This is a genomic window from Enterobacter cloacae complex sp. 402C9 (assembly GCF_050030745.1).
GTDB lineage: Bacteria > Pseudomonadota > Gammaproteobacteria > Enterobacterales > Enterobacteriaceae > Enterobacter > Enterobacter intestinihominis.
In genome coordinates, this window is record NZ_JBLGUW010000001.1 from 2,437,082 (window position 1) to 2,464,005 (window position 26,924).

A 26,924-nucleotide genomic window follows, 5' to 3' on the forward strand; every position below is an offset into this window, starting at 1 on the left:
TGATGCGCCGGGAATATAATCAAGGACGTTTGATACAAATAAACAAATAAGTGCGCCAGAGGGATCCTTAACTGTAGTATTGCCGTTGCAGAAGAATATTGGCTTCATCAATGGCTTTGTCGATCGCTTCCCGGCTGGCCGTTACATCCCTTTGCTCAAGCGCAGAAAGCAGATCGTCATAATGATAGGTCGCTGCGGGAACCTCGCTTAACTCTTCATGCAGATAGTGAATGCACGGACCAATCCGTACCCAGAGCTGCTCAATCAGCGAGTGAAGGGTCGGCATCTCGGCATACTGATAGAGCGTGAACCGGAACACGCGGTTGGCATGGATCGCTTTCTGTACATCGCTCTGATGCATGGCGGCACTGAAGTTATCTGACAGCGCGCGTAACGCATCCAGTTTGGTCTCGGTCATATTCTGGCACGCCGCCGCAACGGCCATCGGTTCAAGCTGCTTTCTGATGGCGTTAATTTCGTTATAGCGTTCCAGCGTCACTTCTGGCACCAAAAACGCCTGCGCTGGCGTGGCCTGTAATGCCCCCGCCGACACCAGGCGCAGCAGGGCTTCGCGCACCGGTGTGATACTGGTGCCCAATTTATCCGCAATCTCTTTTGTAACGAGTCGAGCCCCAGGTTTTAATGAGCCCGTAATTAATGCTCCCTTTAAACTGTTCTCTACTTGCAAAGTCAGACTGATTCTTTGTGCTTTTTCCATATGTTCCAAATCAAGCATGTTTAATTCCCGTAGCCAAACAAAATGCCATTTTCAGCGTCTGTTTAAAAAAACATCGCCGGTTAGATATATCCTGTATCGTCATGCCTGGTATGAGGGGCGCGCGTAATATTAAAATCGTTCAAATAATATTGCATTTTTCACTTCTGGCTCAGCTGGGCCGAGGCGCGCAAAGCTTATGGATTAATTAAAGACAATATATCGTATCTTCACAAATAATTATGGCGGACACTGCCCGCCATAACCGATGCTCTGTTTAGTCGGCCGCCACGCGGATCACAACCTTGCCGAAGTTTTTCCCCTCAAGCAGGCCAATCAGGGCGTCCGGCGCCGCGTCCAGCCCTTCCGTAACCTGCTCGCGATAGTGAATTTTGCCTTCCTGCACCCAGCGGCCCATTTCCTGCTGGAACTCGTCAATACGATGACCATAGTCCTGCGCGATAATAAAACCCTGCATACGGATGCGTTTTTTCAGGATGGTCCCCATCAGTAGCGGTAAGCGGTCCGGACCCTCCGGCAGGTTGGTCGCATTGTAGCCGCTGACCAGTCCGCAAACCGGCACGCGCGCGGAGGTATTCAAGAGCGGCAGCACGGCGTCAAAGACTTTACCGCCGACGTTTTCGTAATACACATCAATGCCCTGCGGGCAGGCTTTTGCCAGTTGTTCGTCAAAATCATCCGCATGGTGATCCAGACAGGTATCGAAACCGAGCACGTCGACCGCATGACGGCATTTCTCCTCCCCGCCAGCCACGCCGATGACCCGGCATCCTTTGATTTTACCGATCTGCCCCACCGTTGCGCCGACCGGCCCCGTGGCCGCCGCCACGACAAGGGTTTCCCCTGCCTGAGGCTGGCCGATATCGAGCAGCCCCATATACGCGGTGAAGCCCGGCATCCCTAGCACGCCGAGTGCCCATGAAGGATGCGACGGGTTTTCACCCAACTTAACCAGCCCCTGCCCGTCGGATAGTTCATACTCCTGCCAGCCGCTGTAACCCAGAACCCATTCACCCTCTTTATAATCCGGATGACGGGAGGTCTCGACGCGGCTTACCGTGCCGCCCACCATCACCGCGCCAATCTCGACCGGAGGTGAATAGGATGGCGCATCGCTCATACGGCCTCGCATGTACGGATCAAGCGAGAGCCATACGGTGCGTAATAACACCTGCCCCTCTGCGGGCGCGGGGATCGGCTGCTCTTCCAGGCGGAAATTATCGGCAACCGGCGCGCCGTGTGGACGGGAAGCCAGTACCCAGCGTCGGTTTTGCGTAGTAGATTGACTCATTCATCGCTCCTTACTGCTGAAAATGTCATTCAAGTCTGGCACGTTATCCTGCGGATCGCCTGTGCATTATGAGCCGGACTGATTAAGCCGCACGACCAGATAAAGGCACGATTCATCCGTTTCGTTGATAAACCGGCAGTCGTTTGGCGGCCCGAGTTCCAGACAATCTCCGGCCTTCATTTCATGGCGAGTATCCCCCTCCAGAAAGACCAGTTCACCTGCCTGCAACCAAATCAGCTGTCGTGCCAACGCATAAGAGGAGGCGGGCATCGGCACATCGCTACCTGCGGGTAGCTCCACCTGGACGAGGTCGATAGGCATATCGGTGCGCGGCGACACATGGCGACGCAAATAGTGGGTTTGCGGATCGCGCCAGACGGGCTGGTTCGCCAGACGTAACAGTTTTCCCTCCTGCATTTCCGCGCGCGCAATAAGCGTAGACATGCTAATACCGAAGGCACCGGATAACCGCGCAAGCAGCGTCGCCGTTGGGCTACTGTCACCCCGTTCAATCTTGTGGATCATGGCGCGTGAGATACCTGCCCGTTCGGCCAGTTCGCTTAATGACCAGCCCCGCGACTCGCGTTCAAGGCGTATGCGGGCGCTAATGCGTTGATTCATATTGTCTGTCATTGTATTCATGACGTCATACTATAGTGTACGGATGGTTTTTCGGGGCAGTTTTGTGACAAAAAAATAGGGATTTTGTCGTAGCGATGCAATACAAGAACTGTGTAATATTGTGAGTAAATCGTACTACTATAGTGAACACCACAGCCAGAGGTTACCCATGATTGTTCGTCATGCCTGCAAAGAAGATTGTGCCGCTATCGGTGAAATTTATAACCATGCGGTGCTGCACACCGCCGCCATCTGGAATGATAAAACTGTCGACACCGATAACCGTATCGCATGGTTTGAGGCGCGTACTCTGTCGTGTTATCCAGTTCTGGTCAGTGAAGAAGACGGAGTGGTGACGGGATACGCCTCATTTGGCGACTGGAGAGCGTTCGACGGATTTCGCCACACGGTGGAGCACTCGGTGTACGTTCATCCCGAACATCAGGGCAAAGGCATTGGCCGGCTGCTGATGACGGAGTTAATCAAGGAAGCCCGCCAGATCGGTAAACACGTGATGGTTGCCGGTATTGAGGCGCAGAACCAGGCGTCAATTCATCTGCACGAAACCCTTGGCTTTATTACCACCGGCAATATGCCGCAGGTGGGAACCAAATTCGGTCGCTGGCTGGACTTAACCTTTATGCAGCTCCAGCTTGATGAGCGCAGCGATCCGGATGCTCTGCCATGAATCAATCGTTGACGTTAGCGTTTCTGGTAGCCGCCGGGATTGGGCTGGTGGTGCAAAACACCCTGATGGTGCGCATTACGCAATCTTCCTCCACCATTCTTATCGCCATGCTGCTGAACTCGCTGGTGGGGATTGTGCTGTTTGTCAGCATTTTGCTGGTGAAAAATGGCCTGGCGGGGTTTAACGAACTGGCGTCAACGGTGCGCTGGTGGACGTTGATCCCCGGCCTGCTGGGGTCTTTTTTTGTCTTTGCCAGTATTAGCGGCTATCAGAATGTGGGCGCGGCAACGACCATTGCCGTCCTGGTGGCAAGCCAGCTGATTGGCGGCCTGGTGATGGACATCCTCAAGAGCAACGGCGTTCCCCTGCGCGCGCTGGTTGGCCCGGTCTGCGGCGCAGTGATGCTGGTGGTCGGTGCCTGGCTGGTGGCGCGGCGCCAGTTTTAACCCTTACAGGATAGTCCCACCCTGCGTGAGGTGGGCATGGCGCGCCTCCGCCTCTTCTTTATGCTGCTTACCATGATGCGCAATCGCGGTGCGCAGGCGCTGCTGCTGGGTATAGCGATCTTCACGGCTGAGCTCTGCATCATCGCTTAATTCGATCAGCAGTTCGTTCATGTGGGTAATTATGCTCTCTTCGATGGCGGCATCGACGCGGGCGATAACATCGTTTAAATGTGACATTGTCACTCCTTTCCAAATGCCCGGTGGCGCTACGCTTACCGGGCCTACATATGACACCCGTAGGCCGGGTAAGGCATAGCCGCCACCCGGCAAAATACGATCAGTTCAGCTTCGCTTTCGAGAAATCGCTGCCCATCAGGCTTACGCTGTACCCGGTCACATTGCTGCGGGTCGCGTAGAACGTTTTACCGTTAGCTAACGCAATCCACGGTGCCTGCTGGTAGAAAATCTCCTGTGCCTGGCCATACAGCTTCGCACGTTCGTCCGGGTTGCTGGTCAGTTTGGCCTTTTGCACCAGCTCATCATACCCCTTATCACACCAGCGCGCGGCGTTAGATCCGGTTTTGATGCTGTTACAACCCAGCAGCACATCGGCGAAGTTGTCCGGATCGCCGTTATCAGACATCCAGCCGAACAGCGCGGAATCATGCTCGCCTTTGCGCATGCCGGAGAGATATTCCCCCCACTCGTAAGAGACGATTTTCGCCTTCACGCCCACCTTCGCCCAGTCAGCCTGGATCATCTCTGCAATGCGTCGGGAGTTCGGGTTGTACGGACGCTGAACCGGCATGGACCAGAGGGTCACTTCCGCGCCTTTCTCCAGACCCGCCTGCTTCAGCAGCGCTTTCGCTTTTTCCGGATCGTAGCCGTAATCCTTCAGGTCTTTATTAAAGCCGAGCATGTTCGGCGGGATCGGCGATTTAGCGACCGTACCAGACCCCATAAAGACCGCGTTCACAATGGCCTTTTTGTCCGTCGCGTAATTCAGAGCCTGGCGCACCAGCACGTTATCAAACGGTTTTTTCTCCGTGTTGAACGCCAGGTACCCCACGTTCAGCGCATCCACCGAGTGCAGCGTCAGGTCTTTGTTTTTCTTGATCGCTTCAAACTGCACCGGCGACGGCGCAGGAATGATCTGACACTCGTTCGTTTGCAGCTTCGCCAGACGCGTCTCAACGTTTGGCGTGATGGAGAAGATCAGGTGTTTGGTCGGCACCTCTCCCTCCCAGTAGTTCGGGTTGGCGACGTAGCGGATAAGCGAATCCACCTTGTACTGCTGAAGCACATACGGCCCGGTGCCGATTGGCCAGGTGTCCACATTTTCAGGCGTGCCCTTTTTCAGCATCGCGTCCGCGTACTCGGCAGAGAGGATCGAGGCGAAGTCCATTCCCCAGTCGGCCAGGAAAGCCGCGTTGGGTTCGCTCAGCGTGAACTGAACGTGATAATCGTCGATCTTTTTCACATCCTGAATGAGCTTGTCGAGGCCCACGTCATTAAAGTATTCGTAATTACCCTGGGAAACATTGTGATAGGGATGCTTAGGGTCTTTCTGACGCATAACGGAGAAAATAACGTCATCAGCGTTAAAATCACGGGTCGGTTTGAAATATTTATTGCTGTTGAATTTTACCCCTTTACGCAGGGTAAACGTGTATGTTTTGCCGTCTGGCGAAATGGTCCACGACTCCGCAAGAGAAGGCACCGGCGTGTTTTTTACCGGGTCGAAGTTAATCAGACGGTTATACAGCGTTTGCGAGCTGGCAACAAACGAGGGGCCAGAGCTGGCGATCTGCGGGTTAAACGACTCCGGCGACGCCTCAGAGCAGTAGATAATGGTGTCTTTGTTTGCCGCCCATGCGGCGCTTGCCGGTAGCAGCGCGCTCAGCGCGAGGGCGAGCACGGTTTTCCCTGTAAACATAATTATTACCCTTTCGGTTTTATTATAGTGAACAGTAATAACAGCACAGACGTTTTGGCCTGACAAATAACGAATCACTATCAGGTTATTCTAAAGCCGTACATTTCGCTGGTTTTAACATCAGCCCGCAGAAACCGATTTGCCTTAAGGTCCATTATTCGTCAAGCACAACCGTTACGATCAATGCCGCAAGAAATCGTCCCTTTTGTCGTCTCCTCCGCCGTTTGCTTGCTTACCTGATTCGCTAAAGTAATGGCGTGAAGAAGTCTACAGGACCAAATCGTGGCAAAAACACTTTTACGCAGCGGTAATCTGGATGATTTTCAGGCCGTTGGCGGCGGCGGACAGGCCGTTTTTGAATCAGCGCTGCAAATCCGCGAAGCGCTTCGGTTGCGCAAACAGCAGGCTATCGTCGATTGCCTGGCCATTCCACAGGTCAATGACGGCGGCGATCGCGTTGACTGGTACTCCCCGGTTGAAGGAACCGTCTCCAGCTGGAAGGCGGCGGATGAAGACGATCGTTTTCGCGCCCTGCGCTATCTGGAAAACACGCTCGCCAGCATGGAGTCGCTGAGTAAAAAATGCCTTCAGTCACCGAAAACGGCGCAGCAACTGTTTGGATCTCTGCTCTCTAAAGCTTTCCAGTTTCCCGGTGAAAACTTTGTTTTCCTGGTGGATGGCAAACCGGTGATCTGCTTCTGGGGTTTCGTCAGTCTTAACGAAAACGCGCGCGACGACGTGCTGGACTGCCTGCGCGAATCGTTGGTCCCTGAACCTGAACCCGTGATGATTAACGAACCTGAACCTGAACCTGAGCCAGAACCGGCCCCGGTGGTGACCTTCGAGCAGGCCGACGCGCCGCTTATCACGCCTGTGGCTACCGTCCGTATCACCGAAGATGAGCTGTATACGCCAGAGCCGGTGCGCATGAACACCGTGCCGTCAGAGCCCGCACCAGCGGTGGTGCAGAAAAAACGTCGCTCCCCCCTGTGGTTGCTGCCGGTTGCCGCCGTCATTATTGCAGCCATTGCCACGCCGCTGCTCTGGCCAAAACAGGCCCCGACCGCAGCGCCAGTTACCTCACCAGCGCCAGCACCTGTCGCCATTGCTCCGGCCCCCGTGAAGACGGTTGAGCCGCTTGAGCTGAAACTCCCGCTGCACCAGGCAGAAGTGGTAGAGCCGAAGGTGAAGACGCCTGCCCCGGCAGCCGAACCGGTGGTCATTACCGCTATCCCGAAAGATGCGATGGTGATGGAGGCAAACCAGGTCAAAGCGGGGTTAACGCGCTTCCTGAACGGCACCTGGCGCGCGTTTCTCGATGTGCAGGATCCGCTCACCGGCAAACCGCCGTCTCTGCGCTATCAGATCCAGAACAACAAAGGTTTCGCCCGGGTCGTGCATGGCGACAACATTGTCTGCCGGGTAGACGTCTTTTCCGGATTACACAGCAACGGCGAGCTGTTGATCAAAACGCGCGGAAACGCTCGTTGCACCGACGGTTCACGCTATCCGATGCCGGAAGTGACCTGTAAGGCAGGTGCCAGCGACGTGGCGGAATGCACCGCACGTTACGATGCCAACACCGTCGTTCCTCTGACGTTCAAGAAAGCAGGTGTCTGATCCTATGCTGGTTAATCTTTGCGACTATAAACAGAGCGTGACGTTGATTGCTAACAGCGGCGTACAGTTTCTCGATTTTGGCCTGACTCCGCAGGACACCGCCAGCAACGGGCGTTTCGTGCGTAAAACGGCAAATGGCCCGCTGCTGCGCCTGGATTTTGACCTGGTCAACGGCCGGTACACGCTGCCTGCCACCGATGGCGGGAAGCCGGAAGTGGTCAAGCCTGAAAGCACCATTCCACTGCATGACTCCCTGACCGTGCTGGACGGTGTCTGGCTGCCGCTTCCTTTCCTGCGCTTTAACCCGCCGCGGACGTTTGTTGATGGCCCGGATAACTGGGCGCGCGTCCAGGTACGGAAGCTGTCCACGCCCGACGCGGCAGGCAATACGCACCGGGTCACCGTCGCGCTCGACAGCCAGATTGCGGAGCATGCGACGTCTGCCCTGTCGCCGGTTGAAAACGACATTCTTAACGGCACGCGTTTCGCCCTCGCCTGGCGCGACAGTGAGGTTGAGAGTTTCCTCGACCAGACCTGGATTGACGGCTGGCTGCGTGAAGCCTTCACACAATATGCTGACGGGGTTGAAAAACGCGCCGAGCGCAAGCTGCATCAGGCCATGCGCAGCTTTGAATATCAGGCGCACTGGCTCAACCTGCTCTCCATGCTCGGTGAACAACTCACCGTGCCGGAAGTGAAGTTTGTCACCCATACCCTGAGCACCCCTGCCATTCCTGTCGATCTGATCCTTGACGTAGGCAACACCCACACCTGCGGCGTGATTATTGAAGATCATGGTGATGCCAACGACGGCCTGCGCCAGACGGCTGAGCTCCAGGTGCGTTCCCTGAGTGAGCCGCAGTTCCTGAATGAGCCGCTTTTTACCAGCCGTCTTGAATTTTCCGAAGCGCGTTTTGGCAAGCAGCACTTCTCGGTGGAAAGCGGCCGGGAGGATGCGTTCGTCTGGCCGTCGATAGTCCGCGTGGGTGATGAAGCGCGTAAGCTGGCGATGCAGCGTCTGGGCACGGAGGGCAACAGCGGTATCTCCAGCCCGCGTCGCTATCTGTGGGACGAGACGCCGGTGGTGCAGGACTGGCGCTTTAGCCAGATGAACAGCAAAACTCAGCGCGAACCGCTGGCAACCGCGTTTCCGCTGATGAACCTGATGAACGACGACGGGGAACCGCTCTTTACGCTGCCGCAGGATGAGCGCCTGCCGGTGTTCTCGCCGCAGTACAGCCGCAGCACCCTGATGACGCACATGCTCTGCGAGCTGCTGGCTCAGGCGCTTGGCCAGATTAACAGCGTAGCCACCCGCTTGCGGCTTGGCTTCCCGGCCTCTCCCCGCCAGCTGCGAACGCTGATCCTCACCCTGCCTTCGGCGATGCCGAAACAGGAGCGCGAGATTTTCCGCCGCCGCATGTTCGAAGCCATCGCCATCGTCTGGAAAGCGATGGGCTGGCATCCGCAGGATGAAGATTTTGCCAGCCGCAAGCAGCAGGAAAAAAGCGTGGTGCCGGTCCCTGAGATCCAGATGGAATGGGACGAGGCCAGCTGCGGCCAGCTGGTGTGGCTGTATAACGAAGCCATTTCCCACTTCGGTGGCCAGACCGAGGCCTTTTTCACCTCCCTTGCCCGTCCGGATCGCGCGCCTGAGCCTGGCGTCCAGCCGGGGCGCGCTCTGCGCGTGGCCTCGATTGATATCGGCGGCGGCACGACGGATATGGCCATCACACACTATCAGCTAGACGATGGTACCGGTAATAACGTCAAAATCACCCCGCAACTGCTGTTCCGCGAAGGGTTCAAGGTCGCTGGCGACGACACACTGCTGGACGTGATCCAGCGCTATGTTTTGCCCGCACTGCAAACCCAGCTTCAGAAATCCGGCATAGCCGATGCTTCCCAGCTGATGGCATCCCTGTTCGGCGACTCCGGGCGGATCGATACCCAGGCGGTCCTGCGCCAGCAGACGGCACTTCAGCTCTTTATGCCGATCGGCCACGCGATCCTGGCGGCGTGGGAATCGAGCGATGTTGACGATCCGCTGGCCGGGCTGCATGCCACCTTTGGCGATCTGCTTGCGCAAAAACCGACCCGCAACGTGATGAACTATCTCCAGCAGGCGATCGACCATGCGTTGCCTGCCGGCTCAGAACACTTTGATCTGTTCAGCGTCCCGCTGCACGTCAGTTTCCGGGAGATGCAGGACGCGATGCTGGCGGGTCAGTTCACGCTTGCCGCCCCGCTGCATGCGGTATGTGAGGCGATCTCTCACTACAGCTGCGATATTCTGCTGATCACGGGACGGCCAGGCTGTCTGCCAGGCGTTCAGGCCTTGATTCGCCACCTGCAACCGGTGCCCGTCAACCGCATCGTCTGGCTGGATAAATACCAGGTTCATGAATGGTATCCGTTCAGCCAGCAGGGACGGATCGGCAACCCGAAATCCACCGCCGCCGTGGGTGCGATGCTCTGTAGCCTGGCGCTGGATCTTCGTCTGCCGCGCTTTAACTTTAAAGCAGCAGATATTGGCGCGTACTCTACGGTGCGCTATCTGGGCGCGCTGGATAACACTATCAATACCCTGCGGGACGAGAACGTCTGGTATCACGATATCGACCTCGATAAGCCCGGCGCGAAACTGGACGCCCGTCTGCACTTCCCGCTGCGCGGCAACGTTACGCTGGGCTTCCGGCAACTGGCCAATGCCCGCTGGCCCGCGACGCCGCTCTATACCCTGAGCATCAACTCTGCCGAGCTGGCGAAAGCCATTGCGGGCGACGGTGTACTGAACGTGCGCCTGAAGCTGCGTGGCGGCACTAAGCAGGAGGGGCCGGAATCTTTCGAGCTGAGTGATGCCTGGCTACAGGACGGCACGCCCGTGCCGCCGGATGCCCTGACATTTAAACTGAATACTCTGGCCGATCGCCGACACAGCGGCAGCCACTACTGGATCGACAGCGGGAGCGTATACCTCAAATGACTGCGACGACTGCCACCACTCAGGCCTTAATCGGGTGGATCAACGAGACGCGACAGCACGCCCCGATGCTGGATAACGAAGCCGACGCCCTGCTTGCCCGCCTTAACGCTGCTCGCGCGCGTGAAGAGGCCCTCGAACGTGCCCTTGCCTGCCAGGGCAGCATCGGCTTATACGGCCACTCGCAGGCCGCGAAAGCGCATCTGCTGGCCTCCCTGTGCGGCAGCGGCGACGAACGGCTGAACGTTACGCCGGGTCAACGCACGTTTGATTACTTCTCGCATATTAACCCCGGGCATGCGCCGACCAACATGGCCGTGCGTTTCACCAGAGCGACCAGCGAGGTCGCAGACGACGCGTTTCCCCTGCGCCTGAGCCTGGTAACGGAGGCCGAGCTGGTACAGCTGTTTATCGCCCGCACCACGTTGGATCGGCAGATCCGTGCGGTGGATAAATCGGTGATTGAAGCCCGGCTTGAGAAGTGGCGTACGCTGCGTCAGCCGCACAGCGTGCCGGGAATAACGGAGCAGGAAGTCGCGACCGTTGCCCGGTTCTGGCAAACCGTAGTACCCGGCGCTAAGCAGCATATTGATGATGCCCTGTGGCACCAGTTTGCCCTGCTGGTTCCGTCGCTTGATCTCAGCACCCGCGCCAGCGTCTGGTCTCTGCTGTGGGGTGAGCAGCAGGAGTTAACCCAGCAGTGGCTTAAACTCGCCCAGGTGCTGCATCAAACCAGCCATGCCAGCGCGCTTGAGGCGCCGTTGAGTCTGCTGGTGGACAGTTTTGGTCTGCCGTGTGAAGGTTTCCTTACTCACGGGGCCTTTACCGTGCCGGAAGCGCAGGAAACATTGCTTCATCCGGTAAATAACGGCGAGTTGCTTAATGCCATTAGCCTGCCCGTCGATGTGCTGGCCTGCCTGACCCGCGAAGTGGTGCTGCCCGTTGGAAACTGCGTTCTGGATAACGTAGATATTATTGATATTCCGGCCATTTCTGAGGAAAACACGCCGCTGATGACGCAGGCAAAATGCCTGTGGTTGCTGGAGCATTATCGTCAGCACATACAGCCGGATGTCCTGGTTATCTGCAATGCGACGGCCCACCACCAGCAGACGGCAAAAACGGCCAGGCTCCTGCAAAACTGGGTCAAAGAGACGCAGCCGGTGGAAGAGTCCGCGTTGCCGGGCCTGGTCTGGGCCATTACCCCTCACGATGCGCGGTTTACCACAAAGCAGAATCTGGACGAAGCGGTGCAACAGTTGCTGGGCCAGCCGGGTCTGCGCTGGGGCACGCTCCAGGCGCTCGATACCCACAGCATGCAGCGGGTAATTGAATGGCTGTCGCAGGCTACCCTTCCAGCACAGCGCCAGAAGCGTCTCCACGCGCTGAAAAGGCTGTTGCAACAGTCTCTTTCGACGCTGATGCGCGCATACGTCGCCCCACTCACTCAGGAGCCAGGCGCAGGGCGGGCAGAGGCCGAAAAAATGGTCCGAACGCTGCAAGGCAGCGCCGCTCGCCATGGTGAACTGCTTGAGGGGCTTCTGCCGCCGTTAAACGCGTTTGAGACGCTGCTGACGGTTCACCAGCCCCGTGAGGAAAAGGTCAACGGCCTGTTTAACGACGTTATCGATCTGTTTGCGGAAGAGACGCCGGAATATCCAGGCGCGTTGCAGACCAAAGACAAGGCGCGACTGGCCCATAACATATGGGTTAACCATCTTCGTCAGTGGAGTCGCAACGACGCGGCCGCCGCCCGTCTGGGCCTGGACCCAGAGGTATTACAGCAGATTGCGGATGTGTTAATCGTTACCAGCTACCGGCTGGATCTGCCGCTGCAACTGCAACGCATTGCAGAAACAGATAAAAGCAGTGCTGCACAGCTGCATGCCGCGACAGGCAATTTCATTAGCTGGCTTGGCTATGAACTGACGCCCGTTTCTGAACGGCCTGCAAGCCGGATCCGCAAAGGTCAGCCAATTTTTGTGACGCCAGTTGTGAGCTGCGCTTCACCCCGGCTTACCCGACTTGGCGAGCAGCCTGTTCATGCGGCGACAGCCTATGTTTATGACTGGCTGGTTGCGCTCTACACCCGCGCGATTGAGAATGTGGATTATCAGTGCCCGTATGACATTAAGCCTGCTGCGCGGAAAGCCTTGTCTGCCTTGCTGTCTTAATCATTGCAGCCCGCAGCAATGCGGGCTACCCCTTCATGATCCGTTTATGAAGCCAGACAAAGCCTGAGCCAACGCTGACGGGTTTTCCCAGGACATTGAATGGCCCGCATCAGGGATAATTTTTACAGCAACGCCTTTTTGTTGCAGGCGATTAAAATCTTCATCAGGCAGGGACCACTCACCAAAAACTAACATGACCGGGCAGCTCAATGACAAAAACAGGTGTTCCCAGTCGGGTTTAACGCCCTTGACCAGGCTCGTTGCGCCGCGCCAGACGGCCCAGGGGGCATTGCTTTGAAGGCTTCCAGACCACGCCGTCGTTTCCGCCCGCAGCATGTCATCATAGCCCTGTTCCAGAAAATGTTGTTCCGTTTGGGCCGCAATTGCCCGGCTGAACATCCCGCCACCCGCATGAAAATTGGGTTCAGACACTATCAGGCCTTTAACGCGTGACTTTAGCAGCGTTGCCGTTTCGATCGCGATACTCCCCCCCATGCTATGGCCATAGAGCCAAAGACTATCCAGGCCGAGATGGTCTAACAGTTCAACCACCACCTGCGCCTGTTCACTTGTGCGATAACGGTAGTTGTCAGGTTTGTCACTGTAACCGCTACCGGGGAGATCGATCAGAATGGCTCTGCGCCCCCCGAAACGGGTATCACAGACAATACGAGGATATTCATACGATGATGCACAGCCCAACCCGTGGATAAACACAACCGGGTCACCGAAACCGGGAAGATCCTGCCAGCGCACAGTGCAGCCTGCTTGCTGCGAATAGAAACTGTTCATAAGCACTCCATGTATAACGGACTGTATATTTATACAGCCTCAATGTATGGAATGCTATGGCTGGATGCCGATTCTGGAAGCGTGCTTCAGAAAAGAGAGATCAACAGGGCAACAGGAAAGCTCATCGGCCAGGTGGAACCCACCAGGAATGCGCTCAACAGGCGAATACGTTTACGATCTTTAGACAGGAACCAGGTGATTAATGCGCAGATGGAGGCCATGATTGCGTAGAACACCAACATCTTTTGATACAACGTCATTCTGTTTACCTGAGCCGAAAAATAACCGCACGCAATATGCGTCATATGTTGACACAGATCAAGTTTTTTCGTTACATCATAACCACTTAAATACTAAGGATAATAACAACTGAGTACCTTGTGTAACAACGCCGGGTAAAGCAAAACGGTTATTATTGATAAGATGCATATTGAATGCACTTTTTGATAAATCCATCCCCTCAGAAAGCAGTTTAATAACAGCAGGCTTTTAAGGGAGGAAACATGCTACGCATTCCGCAGAGTTGCATTCACACCCGTTCCACGCCTTTCTGGAACAAAGAAACGGCCCCAGCTGGCATTTTTAAACGTCACCTTGATACGGGCACGCGTCCGGGCGTTTACCCTCGCCTGTCGGTGATGCGTGGCGCAGTGCGTTATCTGGGCTATGCTGATGAATTTATACCTGAGCCTGACAGCGAGCTCGTCATTGAAGCGGGTCGTTTCGGCGTTTTCCCGCCAGAGAGATGGCACCACATTGAGGTGATGACCGACGACACCCTGTTCAATATTGAATTCTTTGTTGAACCTGAGGTGCTTAAATCCCTTTAAGCACCCGCCAACATGAAGGAAACTATGATGTTACGTATTCCTGAAAACTTTGTTCATACCCGCTCGACGCCGTTCTGGAATAAAGAGACCGCCCCAAAAGCGCTTTTTACCCATCACAACACCAAAGCCGGCGTGTACGGTCGGCTATCCGTCATGCAGGGTGCGGTGCGTTACTTTGGCTTTGCCGATGGCGACGCCACCGAGCCCGATCTGGAAGTGGTTATTGAGGCCGGTTCTTTTGGCATCTCCCCACCGCAAAAATGGCACCGCATTGAGCTTCTGACCGACGACACCTATTTTAATATCGACTTTTTCGCGGATCCTGCCGTCACGCTCAGCGGTGCGGGCATCGGTAAAGTGGTCAACACGCATAAGGAGTAAATAATGGGTAAGGCTACCTATACCGTGACCGTCACCAACAACAGCAATGGCGTGTCAGTGGATTATGAAACAGAAGCGCCAATGGAGCTGTTGATCCCGGACGTCGCGGCAGATGTCGTGAAGGATCTGGTGAACACCGTTCGCGCCTACGATACGGAAAATGAACACGAGGTATGTGGCTGGTAAGCTGAATCGCCCGGCACTGCGCCGGGCTTGAGGGTTTAGTGTTTGATCATCACATGTCGGACTACCGTGTAATCCTCAAGTCCGTAGACCGACATATCTTTGCCGTAACCGGATAATTTCATTCCGCCGTGCGGCATTTCGCTCACCAGCATAAAATGGGTATTGACCCAGGTGCAGCCATACTGCAACCGTGCGCTGAGTCGATGGACGCGTCCGACGTCTTTTGTCCAGACGGACGAGGCCAGGCCGTATTGCGAATCGTTAGCCCAGCTCAGCACCTGCGCTTCATCCTCAAATTCCGTCACGCTGACCACCGGGCCAAACACTTCGCGCTGGACGATCGCATCTTCCTGCTTCGCCCCGGCCAGTAGCGTTGGCTGGAAGTAATATCCTGCCCCCTCTCTTTTACTGCCACCGGTGACGACGCGGATATGTCCAAGGGCTTTGGCTTCATCCACGGCAGCGCAAACGCGGGAAAGATGCGCGGCGGAGCTGAGCGGGCCCAGCTCCGTTGATGTATCGTCCGGCGCGCCCATTTTCAGGCTGGCAACAGCTGCGCCCAGCTTTTCGACCAGCGCGGGGTAAATCCCCTTCTGGGCATAGATACGACAGGCTGCGGTACAATCCTGACCAGCATTGTAGAAACCAAACGTACGCACGCCTTCAACCACGGCATCCAAATCTGCATCGTCAAAGACAATGACCGGCGCTTTTCCGCCCAATTCCATATGGGTACGTTTAACTGAAGATGCGGTATGCCCGATAATATGTTCTCCGGTAGCAATAGAGCCGGTGAGAGAAACCATACGGACTTTTTCGTGCCCGGTCAGCGGATCTCCTACGGTTTTGCCGCGACCAAAAAGCACGTTGAGCACGCCTGGCGGGAAGATATCTTTCGCCAGTTCCGCCAGCTTCAGCGCCGTCAACGGGGTGATTTCAGATGGCTTGATGACGACGCAGTTTCCCGCCGCCAGCGCGGGCGCCAGCTTCCACGCCGCCATCATCAGAGGATAGTTCCAGGGCGCGATAGAGGCGACAACGCCAACCGGGTCGCGGCGGATCATCGAGGTATGTCCTTCGAGGTATTCTCCGGCAGCCAGCCCATTCAGGCAGCGGGCGGCCCCGGCAAAGAAGCGAAACACATCGACCACGGCCGGGATCTCATCTCCCTGGACACAGTGCAGCGGTTTCCCGCAATTGAGGGACTCCAGTTGTGCAAACGCGTCAGCGTTGGCTTCTATCACATCAGCCAGTTTCAACAGACATTCGGCGCGCGTTTTGGGCGTCGTTTGCCCCCACTCAGTGAACGCGCGATCGGCAGCCTGGACGGCAGCGTCCACCTGTGCTGCCGACGCTTCAGCAATCTCCAGCAATACTTCACCCGTGGCAGGATTGTAAACCGCCTGCTTCTCACCCTCGCCGGTCACCAGTTCACCATTAATCAGCAGTTGATTTTGCATAGCATCGTCCTGTTGAAATCGACATAGTTTTCGCTGTCAGCACACGTTCTGGCGGGTCGATGCGTGACAACGTCACGTCACCAATCCGCACTCCCTTACTAAAGGTAGACCGCGCATCATGTCGCTTCAGGAATTTTCATCAAGGTGTGACTGGGGGCAGCATCATTTCGCGAATTAACGCCGCCAGTTGGACGACCGCCTGCTCCTCCCGCTCGCCCCATCCCCATGAGGTATTGAAACGGAAAAACGGTGTCCAGATATTGGAGGTGGAAAACATTTTGCCGGGCGCAATGCTGATTTGATGAGTTAATGCCTTTTCACTCAACTGCCCCGCATCCAGCTCTTCAGGCAGTTCCAGCCATAAAAAGTAGCCGCTGTCGTTATGATGGATTTTGACGCCAGCAGGCATATGGCGCAAAAGCGATTGCCAGGCCTGCTGTTTGCGTTCAGCAAGCGTGCGCCGCAGGCGACGAAGGTGGGCGTCGTAACGTTTGGTCGCCAGGTAATCCACCAGCGCCAGCTGCATGGGGGAGCTGGTGGATAACGTACTCATCAGCTGTAACTGCTGAATACGGCGCGCATGTTTTCCCGCCGCCACCCAGCCAATACGGAAACCGGCCACCAGACACTTAGAGAATGAGGAGCAGTGCAACGTCATATCCTGCTTATCCCAGGCCTTTGCCGGAAGCGGCTTTTCGCGGCCAAAGTAGAGTTCGCTGTAAACATCGTCTTCAATCAGCGTGACGTTATGCCGGGTTAATAAGGCCACCAGCTGAGCTTTCTTCTCTGCACTCAGCGTGAAGCCGAGCGGGTTCTGACTGTTGGTCATCAGCCAGCAGGCTTTCACCGGATAATCATTTAACGCCTGCTCAAGGGCACTGAGATCGATGCCCTCACGCACGTCAGTAGCAACCGACAGCGCTTTCAGTTTCAGACGTTCAAGTGCCTGGAGTGCGCCATAAAAACAGGGGTTTTCAACGATAACCCAGTCACCTGGTTCAGTGACAGCCTGCAAACTAAGGTTGAGTGCTTCGAGCGCGCCCGCGGTGATCACAATTTCATCCGGGGAGATATTCATCCCCTGCTGAGCGTAGCGACGGGCAATGGCATGACGTAAGTCGACGTTACCCGGCGGCAGGTTTTCAATCACGCTCATGGCCGTGGCCGTTTTACTGACATTAGCCAGCGAGCGGTTGAGTTGCTGAAGCGGGAATAGGCGCGGATCGGGAAATGCCGAGGCAAAAGGGACAACGGAGGGGTCGCGGCTGGCCTGTAGCACGTCGAAGATATAGGTGTTGATGTCAACTACTTCATCGCGCATCACCTGCGCGGGCGGTGCTGGCTGGTGTGTGGTCGGACGGGCGGCAACGTAATAGCCTGACTGCGGTCTGGCAACAATGCGCCCCTGACTTTCCAGCATCTGATACGCGTGGCCCACGGTCATGAAACTCATGCCGCTGCTTGCCACCTGCTCTCGCAGAGAAGGCAGCTTATCGCCCGGCAACCATACGCCAAGCTCAATCTGCGAGATAATTTGTTGCGCCAGACGCTGGTATTTTTTCATAAGATTCTCCTTATTGCTGACAGTGTATATCAGCAGGAGAAAAAGAGAAGAATTTGCTAACTGTTATGGGAAACGCGGTAGATTACTTGCGGTACTCAGTAATGTGATTCTGAGCAGAACGCGCTGCGGCCAGGTGGTCGAGCGTGATCATCGACGATTTGCAGAAAATGCATTTTGCGCCGAACGGATTTTTGTCAGACACATCAAAAGCTGAGGTGCGGTACTGCGAGCCATGACAGCATGGGCAGCGGAAATGGATATAAGAAGTCATAGGATTCTCCTGTAAACGTAAAAACGTAAATTACTCATGAGCCGATCAGGCAAAAGTTGGTTCGATACAAAACTAATCGGAATGTAGATAAAGACCCAAGAGAGGCTGCGGAGAGGCACAACGTGATGAGAACTGCTTTATAAAACTACGTCAGATATTTATTTGGATTCAAAACCAGAAATCCATTAACGCATGTTGCTGGCGACAAAGCAAGCTGTTTAATGCGTAAAAATCATAAAAAGAAATTTTTTATTCAATATTGTCTACAGCTTCATTGATTATTCAAGAAACCGATTTCGAAGCACCAACATATAACACATTGAAATATAATTGTTTTATATGGCATTTTATGCCTACCTGGTTGGTTCAACAGAGGTATTAACTTTTCAGATTCACTCAGAAAAAGGAACTATAGGATGGCAATTCCAGCATACCTCTGGCTAAAAGATGACGGTGGCGCGAATATTAAGGGCTCTGTCGACGTTGTAAATCGTGAGGGAAGTAGCGAAATTTTGAGTTTTGGGCACGGCCTGTATCTCCCTACCGACAACATGACCGGTAAGATCACAGGTACCCGTATTCATAGCCCACTTAATTTTGAAAAAGAGTTCGACAGCTCAAGCCCCTATTTGTACAAAGCAGTAGCAAAAGGACAAACCTTAAAAAGCGCTGAGTTTAAGTGGTATCATATCAATAATGCAGGCCAGGAGGTCGAATACTTCAACATGCTACTGGAGAACGTGAAAGTTGTCTCTATCTGCCCACTCATGCATGATATAAAAAATCCCGCGACTGAAAAACATAACCATCTCGAAAGTATCGCACTTCGCTACGAAAAGATTACCTGGAAGCATTGCGACGGGAATATTCTCTTCTCTGATGAATGGAAAGACAGATGATTCGATGTACTTTTCATTTAAACGGGGGACAACTTTCAACGCTGAGCTGTCCTGGCCTGGGTTTTTTCCCCGCATATTCAGGAAACTCAGGTCACAACAGAAACAATCCTGATGCCGTTTCAACGCCTGAGGTAGGGCCATTACCACCCGGACTCTATTATATCGTTACACGTCCTCGAGGTGGGTTAGCTACCCACTGGCATGATGTTATCAAAGAGTTTGAAAGCGGATCGAACCGTGATTTTTGGTTTGCTCTTTATCGTCATGATAATCACATTGACGATACAACCTTTATCAACAGAGTTGAGCGAGGATCTTTTCGTCTACACCCCGCGGGACAGTCCGGTATTAGTAATGGATGCATCACATTACCAAACCATGCTCACTTCAGAATATTAATGCATGGACTACTGGCGTCCGGCACAATAAAAGTCGCTGCTGGATTAAATGCACTTGGCACCATACAGGTATATTGATGAATGCAAGAAAACATGCCCTTACGTGGGTGGTCGAAACATTGATGCTTTTCATTATTTATTCGCTGGTATGCTACATCATGCCGGATGTTTTACTTTATCACCTCTACACCAGACATTTTGGATTTGTAACTGAACTTGAATGGAGTGAAAGCTACACATTATTACTTTTTATTTTTTCCTTTCTGCTTAACGCCGTATTGATCTACCTTTGGGCGTTACGAAAGTGAGCGTTAACATGGGCGGTAATATTACCGCCCGATACAAGTTTCACATAGACCGTCAAGAAAACTGTTATAGATAAATAACATCGGTCTGTCTCTGCAACCCAGACCTGGCAAAGCTTAGAATGGCATCGAATTTTTTGCACTGCGGAGTTTTGCATGTTTGGTTTCGATGCGTTTCATCTTGCGCGAATACAGTTCGCCTTTACCGTATCCTTTCATATTATTTTTCCGGCGATAACCATTGGCCTGGCGAGCTATCTCGCCGTGCTGGAAGGGCTGTGGCTGAAAACAAAAAACCCCGTCTGGCGTTCGCTGTACCATTTCTGGTCGAAGATCTTCGCCGTCAACTTTGGGATGGGCGTGGTCTCCGGCCTGGTGATGGCTTATCAGTTTGGCACCAACTGGAGCGGGTTTTCGCAGTTTGCGGGCAGCATTACCGGCCCTCTGCTGACCTATGAAGTGCTCACCGCGTTCTTCCTTGAGGCGGGGTTCCTCGGGGTAATGTTGTTTGGCTGGAATAAGGTCGGGCCGGGGCTGCACTTCTTTTCGACCTGCATGGTGGCACTGGGGACCCTCATGTCTACGTTCTGGATCCTCTCGTCAAACAGCTGGATGCAGACACCGCAAGGGTATGAAATCATCAACGGTCAGGTCGTTCCGGTGGACTGGTTTGCCGTGGTGTTTAACCCCTCCTTCCCTTACCGCCTGCTGCACATGTCGATTGCGGCAGTTCTCAGCAGCGCGCTGTTTGTCGGAGCCTCCGCGGCCTGGCATTTGCTGCGCGGAAACAACACGCCTGCCATTCGCACCATGCTCTCCATGGCGTTGTGGATGACGTTGATCGTAGCCCCTGTTCAGGCACTGGTGGGTGATATACACGGGTTTAATACCTTAAAACACCAGCCCGCGAAAATAGCCGCCATTGAAGGCCACTGGGAGAATCCCCCGGGTGAGCCTACTCCGTTGCTGCTGTTTGGCTGGCCGGATATGGAGCAGGAACGGACCCGTTTTAGCCTTGAAATTCCCGCTGTCGGCAGCCTTATCCTGACCCACAGTTTCGATAAACAAGTTCCGGCATTGAAGGAGTTCCCAAAAGACGATCGCCCGAACGCCACCATTGTCTTTTGGTCTTTCCGCATCATGGCCGGTTTAGGGATGTTGATGCTCTTCCTGGGCATGGTGGCGGTCTGGCTGCGTTACAAACAGCGCCTCTACACCTCACGTTCCTTCCTGTGGTTTACCCTGCTGATGGGGCCGTCCGGGCTAATCGCGATCCTCGCCGGATGGGTAACAACGGAGGTCGGCCGCCAGCCCTGGGTCGTCTATGGGCTACAGCGTACGAAGGATGCGGTTTCCGCACATGGCGATCTGCACATGAGCATCAGCTTGCTGGCCTTCTTCGTGGTTTATACCGCGGTGTTCGGCGTGGGTTACAGCTATATGGTGCGTCTGATTAAAAAAGGGCCGCAGCCTTATGAATCCTTCGCGACTGAATCCGATGGCCGCCCTGCTCGTCCGCTTTCTGCCGTCACCACTGAATTTAAGGAGTAACCGTAATGGGTATCGATCTTTCCATTATCTGGTTCGTGATTATCGTTTTCGCCACGTTGATGTATATCGTGATGGACGGTTTTGATCTGGGGATAGGCATACTGTTTCCGGTAACGCCGAATGCGGACGATCGCGACGTAATGGTCAACAGCGTGGCTCCCGTCTGGGACGGCAACGAAACCTGGCTGGTGCTTGGCGGTGCGGCCCTGTTTGGCGCCTTTCCTCTCGCCTATGCGGTGATCATCGACGCGCTAACCATTCCACTGACAATAATGCTGATCGGGCTTATATTTCGTGGCGTCGCCTTCGAATTTCGCTTCAAAGCGACTCCGGCGCACCGTCCGTTCTGGGATAAGGCCTTTATTGGCGGGTCAATTGTGGCGACCTTCAGTCAGGGCATCACCGTCGGCGCGGTCATCCATGGGTTCAACGTCACCGGTCGCGCTTACAGCGGTGGTCCGTTTGACTGGTTTACCGCGTTCAATCTTTTCTGCGGTGCGGGTCTTGTGGTGGCTTACGCACTGTTAGGAACAACGTGGCTGGTAATGAAAAGTGAAAATGCCCTGCAACAGCGGATGCGTCAGGTATCGAAAGTGCTTCTGCTCCTGCTTCTGGTATTCATTGCGGTAATCAGTATATGGACCCCTCTCGCCCAAGCAGCCATTGCTGCGCGCTGGTTTACGCTGCCAAATCTGTTTTATCTGCTGCCCGTTCCTGCGCTGGTTACGATCCTGAGTCTGTGCCAGTGGCGCTGCCTGAACGATCCTGCGAGCCATACTCTGCCGTTTATCATGACGTTAGGGCTGGTTTTTCTTGGCTTTAGCGGGCTTGGAATCAGCATCTGGCCGCATATCATCCCGCCGGACATTACCCTCTGGCAGGCCGCTGCGCCAGCCCAAAGCCAGGGCTTCATGCTGGTGGGCGCACTGTTGATCATTCCTGTGATTCTGGTCTACACCTTCTGGAGTTATTACGTTTTTCGCGGAAAAGTACAGCATGGGGAGGGTTATCACTGATGCAACAACCAGTATGGAAACGTTTGATGTGGCTTGCCATCATCTGGGGCGGCAGCGTCCTGGCACTGGCCTGCGTAAGTATGCTCTTTAAAATGCTGATGGCCGCAGCCGGATTTAAATCGCACTAATACACTCACCGGGTGCGTTGCCGCCCGGTCCTTATCTCGCACTTTCAGATAAACCCCATTAACACCCTGGAGGGTATGGTTACACTGAAAAAATATTTACAGCATTGATAGTTTGAGAAGAAAAATGAAAAAGCTCGCGGCAGTAAGTTTAATCAGCCTCGCACTGGCTGGATGCGTTAATCCCGGTAAAGCCTCCGTTCAGACCGATCAGTTAGAGAATCACCGTTTCGTGCTGGAAAACGTTGATGGCAAAGCGGTTAAGGGCCTGAAAACGCAGCCTGAAATTCGGTTCAGCGCGCAGCCCAGTATCAGCCTGATTAACAACATTGCCGTCTCCGGCACAATGTGCAACGGCTTCAACGGCCAGGGAAAATTGTCCGAAGGAGAGTTGACGGTCAAAACGCTGGCAATGACGCGGAAACTCTGCACCGAGCCGCAGCTTAATGAACTGGATCAGACCCTCGCCGATATGCTACGCACAGGCGCTCAGGTAGACCTGACCGAAGACCAGTTAACGCTGGCGACAGCCAATAAGTCTTTAATGTTTAAGCGAGTTGAATAACTCAGTAACTTCCGCACGATCCTACGGCAAGCGACTGCTCACTACAGCGTTTGCCGTTTGGCAACGCGCACATGCCGATAGCGGAGCCGTCGAGCTGACGGGCAACGGAGAGTGACCCTCCGATCATTGCGCAGTTGGCCTGGCCTGAACTGGACATAGCCGCTCGCATACCTGGCGTAACGTGTGCCGCTGTCGCCTGCTGTACAGGTTCATTGCTGCATGCCGACAACAGTAACGCGGCACATCCGACCCAAAATGCAGAACGCATACCTTCCTCCCCATAGTTAAAGCGAAACCTATGCATAATAGGCATCACGCGCCGCATCGTCGAGAGTGGATGTGCGTATTTATGCGCTCTGGTAACAATTTCTCGCAATTTTTTATCGCGAATAGCCATCCAGTCATTGATACAGCGCATCCCAAGGACACAAAAGCGAAAATCGTAAAACCTGAGCTTTGCTAAAATACACAGATAATATTCAGGGTCTGTCATCGTTTTACAGGCCCTTCATTTTTGCGCAATGTAAGGGTGTTGTCCTATGCAAACTATTGACGGCAATGGTGCAGTCGCGTCTGTTGCGTTTCGCACCAGCGAAGTTATCGCCATCTACCCCATCACCCCAAGCTCCACGATGGCTGAACAGGCTGACGCCTGGGCTGGTAATGGGATAAAAAACGTCTGGGGCGATGTCCCGCGGGTTGTTGAGATGCAGTCCGAAGCCGGGGCCATTGCCACCGTGCATGGTGCGTTGCAGACCGGTGCCCTGTCGACCTCGTTCACGTCATCTCAGGGGCTGCTGTTGATGATCCCCACGCTTTACAAGCTGGCAGGGCAATTAACGCCGTTTGTGTTGCACGTTGCCGCACGCACCGTAGCCACTCACGCTCTCTCTATTTTTGGCGACCACTCAGACGTGATGGCCGTGCGTCAGACCGGCTGCGCTATGCTCTGCGCCAGCAGCGTGCAGGAAGCACAGGATTTCGCGCTGATTTCGCATATCGCCACGCTGAAAAGCCGTGTGCCATTTATTCATTTCTTCGATGGTTTCCGTACGTCCCACGAGATCAATAAAATCGTTCCGCTGCCGGATGACACCATACTGAACCTGCTGCCGCAGGCAGACATTGATGCCCATCGCGCTCGGGCCCTCAATCCGGAACATCCGGTGATCCGGGGTACCTCTGCCAACCCGGATACCTATTTCCAGTCCCGCGAGGCGACAAACCCGTGGTACAACGCGGTATATGAGCACGTCGAACAGGCGATGGACGATTTTTCCGCTGCGACGGGTCGCGCATATAAGCCATTTGAATATTACGGTCATCCGCAAGCCGAGCGCGTGATCGTCCTGATGGGCTCCGCCATCGGCACCTGCGAAGAGGTGGTCGATGAGCTGCTTACGCGTGGTGAAAAAGTTGGCGTGCTAAAAGTTCGCCTCTACCGTCCATTCTCTGCGAAACATCTGCTCGCAGCCCTGCCGGGAAGCGCGCGTGCCGTGGCGGTACTTGACCGCACCAAAGAGCCTGGCGCGCAGGCTGAACCCCTTTACCTTGATGTAATGACCGCTCTGGCTGAGGCGTTTAATCACGGTGAACGCGAAACGCTGCCGCGCGTCATTGGCGGGCGTTATGGTTTGTCTTCCAAAGAGTTCGGGCCGGAGTGCGTCCTGGCCGTATTTGCTGAACTGCGCGAGGCAAAACCGAAGCCGCGCTTTACGGTCGGCATTTATGATGACGTGACTAACCTTTCTCTCCCTTTGCCGGAAAACACCCTGCCCTCGAATGCCAAACTGGAAGCGCTGTTCTACGGTCTGGGCAGCGACGGCAGCGTCTCGGCGACCAAGAACAACATCAAAATTATCGGTAACTCCACGCCGTGGTATGCGCAAGGGTATTTCGTTTACGATTCCAAAAAAGCGGGCGGGTTGACCGTCTCGCACCTGCGCGTCAGCGAACATCCAATCCGCTCGGCATACCTGATTTCTCAGGCGGATTTTGTTGGCTGTCATCAGCTCCAGTTTATCGATAAATACCAGATGGCCGAGCGCCTGAAGCCCGGCGGTATTTTCCTGATCAACACCCCGTATAGCGCCGATGAGGTCTGGGCACGACTGCCCCAGGAAGTCCAGGCGGTGCTAAACCAGAAACAGGCGCGCCTGTATGTCATTAACGCCGCGAAGATCGCCCGCGAGTGCGGCCTGGCCGCGCGTATCAATACGGTTATGCAGATGGCGTTCTTCCACCTGACCAATATTCTGCCGGGCGACAGCGCGCTGATGGAGCTCCAGGGGGCGATAGCCAAAAGCTACAGCAGCAAAGGTCAGGAGCTGGTTGAGCGCAACTGGCAGGCGCTGGCGCTGGCCCGCGAGTCGCTGTTCGATGTGCCGTTGCAGCCGGTCAATACCAGCAGCCCGAACCGGCCGCCAGTGGTGTCTGACGCTGCCCCGGATTTCGTCAAAACCGTTACGGCGGCGATGCTTGCCGGGTTGGGCGACACTCTTCCCGTCTCTGCGCTTCCGCCTGATGGCACCTGGCCGATGGGCACGACCCGCTGGGAAAAACGCAACATTGCCGAAGCGATCCCTATCTGGAAAGAAGAGCTGTGCACCCAGTGCAACCACTGCGTGGCGGCCTGCCCGCACTCGGCCATTCGCGCCAAAGTGGTGTCGCCAGAAGCGATGGCGGACGCACCGGAAAGTCTGCACTCGCTGGATGTAAAATCCCGTGATATGCGTGGCCAGAAATATGTTCTTCAGGTGGCACCAGAGGACTGTACCGGCTGTAACCTGTGCGTCGAGGTGTGCCCGGCGAAAGATCGTCAGGATCCCTCAATCAAAGCCATTAATATGATGTCGCGTCTGGAACATGTTGAAGAAGAGAAAGTGAATTATGACTTCTTCCTCGACCTGCCCGAAATCGATCGCAACAAGCTGGAACGCATTGACATTCGTACCTCGCAGCTCATCACCCCCCTCTTCGAGTACTCCGGGGCGTGTTCCGGATGCGGTGAAACGCCGTACATCAAACTGCTTACCCAGCTTTACGGCGACCGGATGCTGATTGCCAACGCGACAGGCTGCTCGTCAATCTATGGGGGGAACTTGCCGTCCACGCCTTATACCACCGACGCGTATGGCCGCGGCCCGGCTTGGGCAAACTCGCTATTTGAGGATAACGCAGAATTTGGTCTGGGATTCCGCCTGACGGTCGATCAGCACCGCGCCCGCGTAATGCGTCTGCTGGAACAGTTTGCCGATAAAATCCCGGCAGAGCTGAATGACGCCCTGCATGCGGAGGCCACGCCTGACGTTCGTCGCGCACAGGTTGCTGAACTGCGCCACGCGCTTCAGGGTGTTGAAGGGGCTGAACAACTGCTGACCGATGCTGACGCGCTGGTTGAAAAATCTATCTGGCTGATCGGTGGCGACGGATGGGCCTACGATATTGGTTTCGGTGGTCTTGATCACGTCCTGAGCCTCACCGAAAACGTTAACATTCTGGTGCTTGATACTCAGTGTTATTCCAACACCGGCGGACAGGCCTCGAAAGCAACGCCACTGGGTGCGGTCACGAAATTTGGTGAGCATGGCAAACGTAAGGCGCGTAAAGATTTGGGCGTCAGCATGATGATGTATGGACACGTCTACGTCGCTCAGATTTCGCTGGGCGCGCAGCTTAACCAGACGGTGAAAGCCATTCAGGAAGCGGAAGCGTATCCTGGCCCGTCGCTGATCATCGCCTATAGCCCGTGTGAGGAGCATGGCTACGATCTGGCGCTTAGCCACGACCAGATGCGTCAGCTTACCGCAACCGGCTTCTGGCCGCTGTACCGCTTTGACCCGCGCCGTGCCGATGAAGGAAAATTACCGCTGGCGCTGGATTCCCGTCCGCCTTCAGACGCCCTTGCCGAAACCTTACTTCAGGAGCAGCGTTTCCGCAGGCTGAACGCTCAACAACCAGAAGTAGCAGAGCAGCTATGGAGGGACGCGGCAGCGGATCTTCAGAAGCGTTATGACTTCCTTGCTCAGCTGGCGGGGAAAGCAGAAAAATCAACCAGCGAATAACCATTATGCCCGGCTTGTCCGG

The 26,924-nt window shown here is 54.9% G+C and carries 26 protein-coding genes; 15 read left to right on the forward strand and 11 right to left on the reverse strand.

Annotated features, from left to right (window positions below):
* Window positions 1-67 precede the first annotated feature (67 nt).
* The 3 genes from ACQG1K_RS11625 to ACQG1K_RS11635 form a co-directional block, all read right to left on the reverse strand.
* Window positions 68-736 carry a GntR family transcriptional regulator gene (locus ACQG1K_RS11625; RefSeq protein WP_367074454.1) on the reverse strand — a complete coding sequence of 223 codons (669 nt, stop codon included), beginning with the start codon at window positions 734-736 and terminating at the stop codon, window positions 68-70.
* A 256-nt stretch (window positions 737-992) separates the two neighbouring features.
* Window positions 993-2,027 carry an NADP-dependent oxidoreductase gene (locus ACQG1K_RS11630; protein WP_048966812.1) on the reverse strand — a complete coding sequence of 345 codons (1,035 nt, stop codon included), beginning with the start codon at window positions 2,025-2,027 and terminating at the stop codon, window positions 993-995.
* Window positions 2,028-2,093: 66 nt separating this feature from the next.
* Window positions 2,094-2,669: a helix-turn-helix domain-containing protein gene (locus tag ACQG1K_RS11635; RefSeq protein WP_003856978.1), complete on the reverse strand. Its 576-nt coding sequence runs from the start codon at window positions 2,667-2,669 to the stop codon at window positions 2,094-2,096.
* Window positions 2,670-2,817: 148 nt separating this feature from the next.
* Between ACQG1K_RS11635 and ACQG1K_RS11640 the strand changes: the two genes are divergently transcribed.
* The gene (locus ACQG1K_RS11640; RefSeq protein ID WP_284097881.1) at window positions 2,818-3,336 is read left to right on the forward strand and encodes a GNAT family N-acetyltransferase; all 519 of its coding nucleotides are present in this window, start codon (window positions 2,818-2,820) and stop codon (window positions 3,334-3,336) included.
* Entirely contained in the window at window positions 3,333-3,782 is a 450-nt protein-coding gene (locus ACQG1K_RS11645) for a DMT family transporter (RefSeq protein ID WP_022648242.1), read from the forward strand. Before ACQG1K_RS11640 ends, ACQG1K_RS11645 begins: the two co-directional genes overlap by 4 nt.
* A gap of 3 nt (window positions 3,783-3,785) precedes the next feature.
* Here the strand turns inward: ACQG1K_RS11645 and ACQG1K_RS11650 are convergent, their stop codons facing one another.
* Together ACQG1K_RS11650 and ACQG1K_RS11655 are read right to left on the reverse strand one after the other, a co-directional pair.
* Window positions 3,786-4,019, reverse strand: a complete 234-nt coding sequence (locus tag ACQG1K_RS11650; protein WP_017382275.1) for a YdcY family protein — start codon at window positions 4,017-4,019, stop codon at window positions 3,786-3,788.
* A 100-nt stretch (window positions 4,020-4,119) separates the two neighbouring features.
* Window positions 4,120-5,718, reverse strand: a complete 1,599-nt coding sequence (locus ACQG1K_RS11655) for an ABC transporter substrate-binding protein (protein WP_023306283.1) — start codon at window positions 5,716-5,718, stop codon at window positions 4,120-4,122.
* Window positions 5,719-6,000: 282 nt separating this feature from the next.
* On the opposite strand from ACQG1K_RS11655, the gene ACQG1K_RS11660 reads away from it, so the two are divergent.
* From ACQG1K_RS11660 to ACQG1K_RS11670, 3 genes are read left to right on the forward strand one after another with little or no spacing between them, the layout of a single operon-like run.
* Window positions 6,001-7,338 carry an SrfA family protein gene (locus tag ACQG1K_RS11660; RefSeq protein WP_022648245.1) on the forward strand — a complete coding sequence of 446 codons (1,338 nt, stop codon included), beginning with the start codon at window positions 6,001-6,003 and terminating at the stop codon, window positions 7,336-7,338.
* Window positions 7,339-7,342: 4 nt separating this feature from the next.
* Complete coding sequence (locus ACQG1K_RS11665; RefSeq protein WP_426720853.1) at window positions 7,343-10,324, forward strand: virulence factor SrfB; 2,982 nt, start codon at window positions 7,343-7,345, stop codon at window positions 10,322-10,324.
* On the forward strand, window positions 10,321-12,495 hold the full coding sequence (locus ACQG1K_RS11670) for a virulence factor SrfC family protein (RefSeq protein ID WP_367074449.1): 2,175 nt from the start codon (window positions 10,321-10,323) through the stop codon (window positions 12,493-12,495). Before ACQG1K_RS11665 ends, ACQG1K_RS11670 begins: the two co-directional genes overlap by 4 nt.
* A gap of 33 nt (window positions 12,496-12,528) precedes the next feature.
* Here the strand turns inward: ACQG1K_RS11670 and ACQG1K_RS11675 are convergent, their stop codons facing one another.
* Together ACQG1K_RS11675 and ACQG1K_RS11680 are read right to left on the reverse strand one after the other, a co-directional pair.
* Window positions 12,529-13,287: an alpha/beta fold hydrolase gene (locus tag ACQG1K_RS11675; RefSeq protein WP_023306286.1), complete on the reverse strand. Its 759-nt coding sequence runs from the start codon at window positions 13,285-13,287 to the stop codon at window positions 12,529-12,531.
* Window positions 13,288-13,373: 86 nt separating this feature from the next.
* Window positions 13,374-13,547 (reverse strand): GhoT/OrtT family toxin, encoded by a 174-nt coding sequence (locus ACQG1K_RS11680; protein WP_003856960.1) that lies wholly within the window; start codon window positions 13,545-13,547, stop codon window positions 13,374-13,376.
* Between the two features lie 243 nt (window positions 13,548-13,790).
* On the opposite strand from ACQG1K_RS11680, the gene ACQG1K_RS11685 reads away from it, so the two are divergent.
* Genes ACQG1K_RS11685 through ACQG1K_RS11695 form a run of 3 tightly spaced genes read left to right on the forward strand, consistent with a single transcriptional unit; the run spans window position 13,791 to window position 14,684 of the window.
* A complete protein-coding gene (locus tag ACQG1K_RS11685; RefSeq protein WP_023306287.1) occupies window positions 13,791-14,117 on the forward strand; it encodes a DUF1971 domain-containing protein in 327 nt (108 codons plus the stop codon).
* 27 nt (window positions 14,118-14,144) lie between these two features.
* A complete protein-coding gene (locus tag ACQG1K_RS11690) occupies window positions 14,145-14,498 on the forward strand; it encodes a DUF1971 domain-containing protein (RefSeq protein WP_003856958.1) in 354 nt (117 codons plus the stop codon).
* Window positions 14,499-14,501: 3 nt separating this feature from the next.
* Window positions 14,502-14,684 (forward strand): DUF1869 domain-containing protein, encoded by a 183-nt coding sequence (locus tag ACQG1K_RS11695; protein WP_003856955.1) that lies wholly within the window; start codon window positions 14,502-14,504, stop codon window positions 14,682-14,684.
* 35 nt (window positions 14,685-14,719) lie between these two features.
* Here ACQG1K_RS11695 and patD read toward each other — a convergent pair whose 3' ends face one another.
* From patD to ACQG1K_RS11710, 3 genes are all read right to left on the reverse strand, one after another.
* Window positions 14,720-16,144, reverse strand: coding sequence for an aminobutyraldehyde dehydrogenase (gene patD / locus ACQG1K_RS11700; RefSeq protein WP_426760324.1), 1,425 nt, complete (start codon window positions 16,142-16,144; stop codon window positions 14,720-14,722).
* Between the two features lie 139 nt (window positions 16,145-16,283).
* A complete protein-coding gene (locus ACQG1K_RS11705; protein ID WP_058646533.1) occupies window positions 16,284-17,708 on the reverse strand; it encodes a PLP-dependent aminotransferase family protein in 1,425 nt (474 codons plus the stop codon).
* Window positions 17,709-17,790: 82 nt separating this feature from the next.
* Entirely contained in the window at window positions 17,791-17,979 is a 189-nt protein-coding gene (locus ACQG1K_RS11710; RefSeq protein ID WP_017693360.1) for a hypothetical protein, read from the reverse strand.
* 416 nt (window positions 17,980-18,395) lie between these two features.
* Here ACQG1K_RS11710 and ACQG1K_RS11715 point away from each other — a divergent pair, with 416 nt between their 5' ends.
* The 6 genes from ACQG1K_RS11715 (at window position 18,396) to hslJ (ending at window position 22,838) form a co-directional block, all read left to right on the forward strand.
* A complete protein-coding gene (locus tag ACQG1K_RS11715; protein WP_367074443.1) occupies window positions 18,396-18,878 on the forward strand; it encodes an Hcp family type VI secretion system effector in 483 nt (160 codons plus the stop codon).
* Window positions 18,875-19,354: a DUF2778 domain-containing protein gene (locus ACQG1K_RS11720; protein ID WP_072053791.1), complete on the forward strand. Its 480-nt coding sequence runs from the start codon at window positions 18,875-18,877 to the stop codon at window positions 19,352-19,354. The genes ACQG1K_RS11715 and ACQG1K_RS11720 overlap by 4 nt, the downstream gene beginning before the upstream one ends.
* Window positions 19,355-19,737: 383 nt before the next feature.
* Complete coding sequence (locus ACQG1K_RS11725) at window positions 19,738-21,132, forward strand: cytochrome ubiquinol oxidase subunit I (protein WP_426720852.1); 1,395 nt, start codon at window positions 19,738-19,740, stop codon at window positions 21,130-21,132.
* A 5-nt stretch (window positions 21,133-21,137) separates the two neighbouring features.
* Window positions 21,138-22,148, forward strand: coding sequence for a cytochrome d ubiquinol oxidase subunit II (gene cydB / locus ACQG1K_RS11730; protein WP_367074439.1), 1,011 nt, complete (start codon window positions 21,138-21,140; stop codon window positions 22,146-22,148).
* Window positions 22,148-22,276 carry a DUF2474 domain-containing protein gene (locus ACQG1K_RS11735; RefSeq protein ID WP_017693358.1) on the forward strand — a complete coding sequence of 43 codons (129 nt, stop codon included), beginning with the start codon at window positions 22,148-22,150 and terminating at the stop codon, window positions 22,274-22,276. The genes cydB and ACQG1K_RS11735 overlap by 1 nt, the downstream gene beginning before the upstream one ends.
* A gap of 124 nt (window positions 22,277-22,400) precedes the next feature.
* On the forward strand, window positions 22,401-22,838 hold the full coding sequence (gene hslJ, locus ACQG1K_RS11740; RefSeq protein WP_023300211.1) for a heat shock protein HslJ: 438 nt from the start codon (window positions 22,401-22,403) through the stop codon (window positions 22,836-22,838).
* Window position 22,839: 1 nt separating this feature from the next.
* Here the strand turns inward: hslJ and ACQG1K_RS11745 are convergent, their stop codons facing one another.
* Entirely contained in the window at window positions 22,840-23,106 is a 267-nt protein-coding gene (locus ACQG1K_RS11745; protein WP_003856935.1) for a putative hemolysin, read from the reverse strand.
* A 271-nt stretch (window positions 23,107-23,377) separates the two neighbouring features.
* Here ACQG1K_RS11745 and nifJ point away from each other — a divergent pair, with 271 nt between their 5' ends.
* A complete protein-coding gene (nifJ, locus tag ACQG1K_RS11750) occupies window positions 23,378-26,902 on the forward strand; it encodes a pyruvate:ferredoxin (flavodoxin) oxidoreductase (protein WP_155024810.1) in 3,525 nt (1,174 codons plus the stop codon).
* Window positions 26,903-26,924: the final 22 nt, after the last annotated feature.

Coding starts and splice junctions, on each gene's coding strand:
- ACQG1K_RS11625 (WP_367074454.1), bottom strand. CDS start 736: ATGCTTGATTTGGAACATATGGAAAAAGCACAAAGAATCAGTCTGACT.
- ACQG1K_RS11630 (WP_048966812.1), bottom strand. CDS start 2,027: ATGAGTCAATCTACTACGCAAAACCGACGCTGGGTACTGGCTTCCCGT.
- ACQG1K_RS11635 (WP_003856978.1), bottom strand. CDS start 2,669: ATGAATACAATGACAGACAATATGAATCAACGCATTAGCGCCCGCATA.
- ACQG1K_RS11640 (WP_284097881.1), top strand. CDS start 2,818: ATGATTGTTCGTCATGCCTGCAAAGAAGATTGTGCCGCTATCGGTGAA.
- ACQG1K_RS11645 (WP_022648242.1), top strand. CDS start 3,333: ATGAATCAATCGTTGACGTTAGCGTTTCTGGTAGCCGCCGGGATTGGG.
- ACQG1K_RS11650 (WP_017382275.1), bottom strand. CDS start 4,019: ATGTCACATTTAAACGATGTTATCGCCCGCGTCGATGCCGCCATCGAA.
- ACQG1K_RS11655 (WP_023306283.1), bottom strand. CDS start 5,718: ATGTTTACAGGGAAAACCGTGCTCGCCCTCGCGCTGAGCGCGCTGCTA.
- ACQG1K_RS11665 (WP_426720853.1), top strand. CDS start 7,343: ATGCTGGTTAATCTTTGCGACTATAAACAGAGCGTGACGTTGATTGCT.
- ACQG1K_RS11670 (WP_367074449.1), top strand. CDS start 10,321: ATGACTGCGACGACTGCCACCACTCAGGCCTTAATCGGGTGGATCAAC.
- ACQG1K_RS11675 (WP_023306286.1), bottom strand. CDS start 13,287: ATGAACAGTTTCTATTCGCAGCAAGCAGGCTGCACTGTGCGCTGGCAG.
- ACQG1K_RS11680 (WP_003856960.1), bottom strand. CDS start 13,547: ATGACGTTGTATCAAAAGATGTTGGTGTTCTACGCAATCATGGCCTCC.
- ACQG1K_RS11685 (WP_023306287.1), top strand. CDS start 13,791: ATGCTACGCATTCCGCAGAGTTGCATTCACACCCGTTCCACGCCTTTC.
- ACQG1K_RS11690 (WP_003856958.1), top strand. CDS start 14,145: ATGTTACGTATTCCTGAAAACTTTGTTCATACCCGCTCGACGCCGTTC.
- ACQG1K_RS11695 (WP_003856955.1), top strand. CDS start 14,502: ATGGGTAAGGCTACCTATACCGTGACCGTCACCAACAACAGCAATGGC.
- patD (WP_426760324.1), bottom strand. CDS start 16,144: ATGCAAAATCAACTGCTGATTAATGGTGAACTGGTGACCGGCGAGGGT.
- ACQG1K_RS11705 (WP_058646533.1), bottom strand. CDS start 17,708: ATGAAAAAATACCAGCGTCTGGCGCAACAAATTATCTCGCAGATTGAG.
- ACQG1K_RS11710 (WP_017693360.1), bottom strand. CDS start 17,979: ATGACTTCTTATATCCATTTCCGCTGCCCATGCTGTCATGGCTCGCAG.
- ACQG1K_RS11715 (WP_367074443.1), top strand. CDS start 18,396: ATGGCAATTCCAGCATACCTCTGGCTAAAAGATGACGGTGGCGCGAAT.
- ACQG1K_RS11720 (WP_072053791.1), top strand. CDS start 18,875: ATGATTCGATGTACTTTTCATTTAAACGGGGGACAACTTTCAACGCTG.
- ACQG1K_RS11725 (WP_426720852.1), top strand. CDS start 19,738: ATGTTTGGTTTCGATGCGTTTCATCTTGCGCGAATACAGTTCGCCTTT.
- cydB (WP_367074439.1), top strand. CDS start 21,138: ATGGGTATCGATCTTTCCATTATCTGGTTCGTGATTATCGTTTTCGCC.
- ACQG1K_RS11735 (WP_017693358.1), top strand. CDS start 22,148: ATGCAACAACCAGTATGGAAACGTTTGATGTGGCTTGCCATCATCTGG.
- hslJ (WP_023300211.1), top strand. CDS start 22,401: ATGAAAAAGCTCGCGGCAGTAAGTTTAATCAGCCTCGCACTGGCTGGA.
- ACQG1K_RS11745 (WP_003856935.1), bottom strand. CDS start 23,106: ATGCGTTCTGCATTTTGGGTCGGATGTGCCGCGTTACTGTTGTCGGCA.
- nifJ (WP_155024810.1), top strand. CDS start 23,378: ATGCAAACTATTGACGGCAATGGTGCAGTCGCGTCTGTTGCGTTTCGC.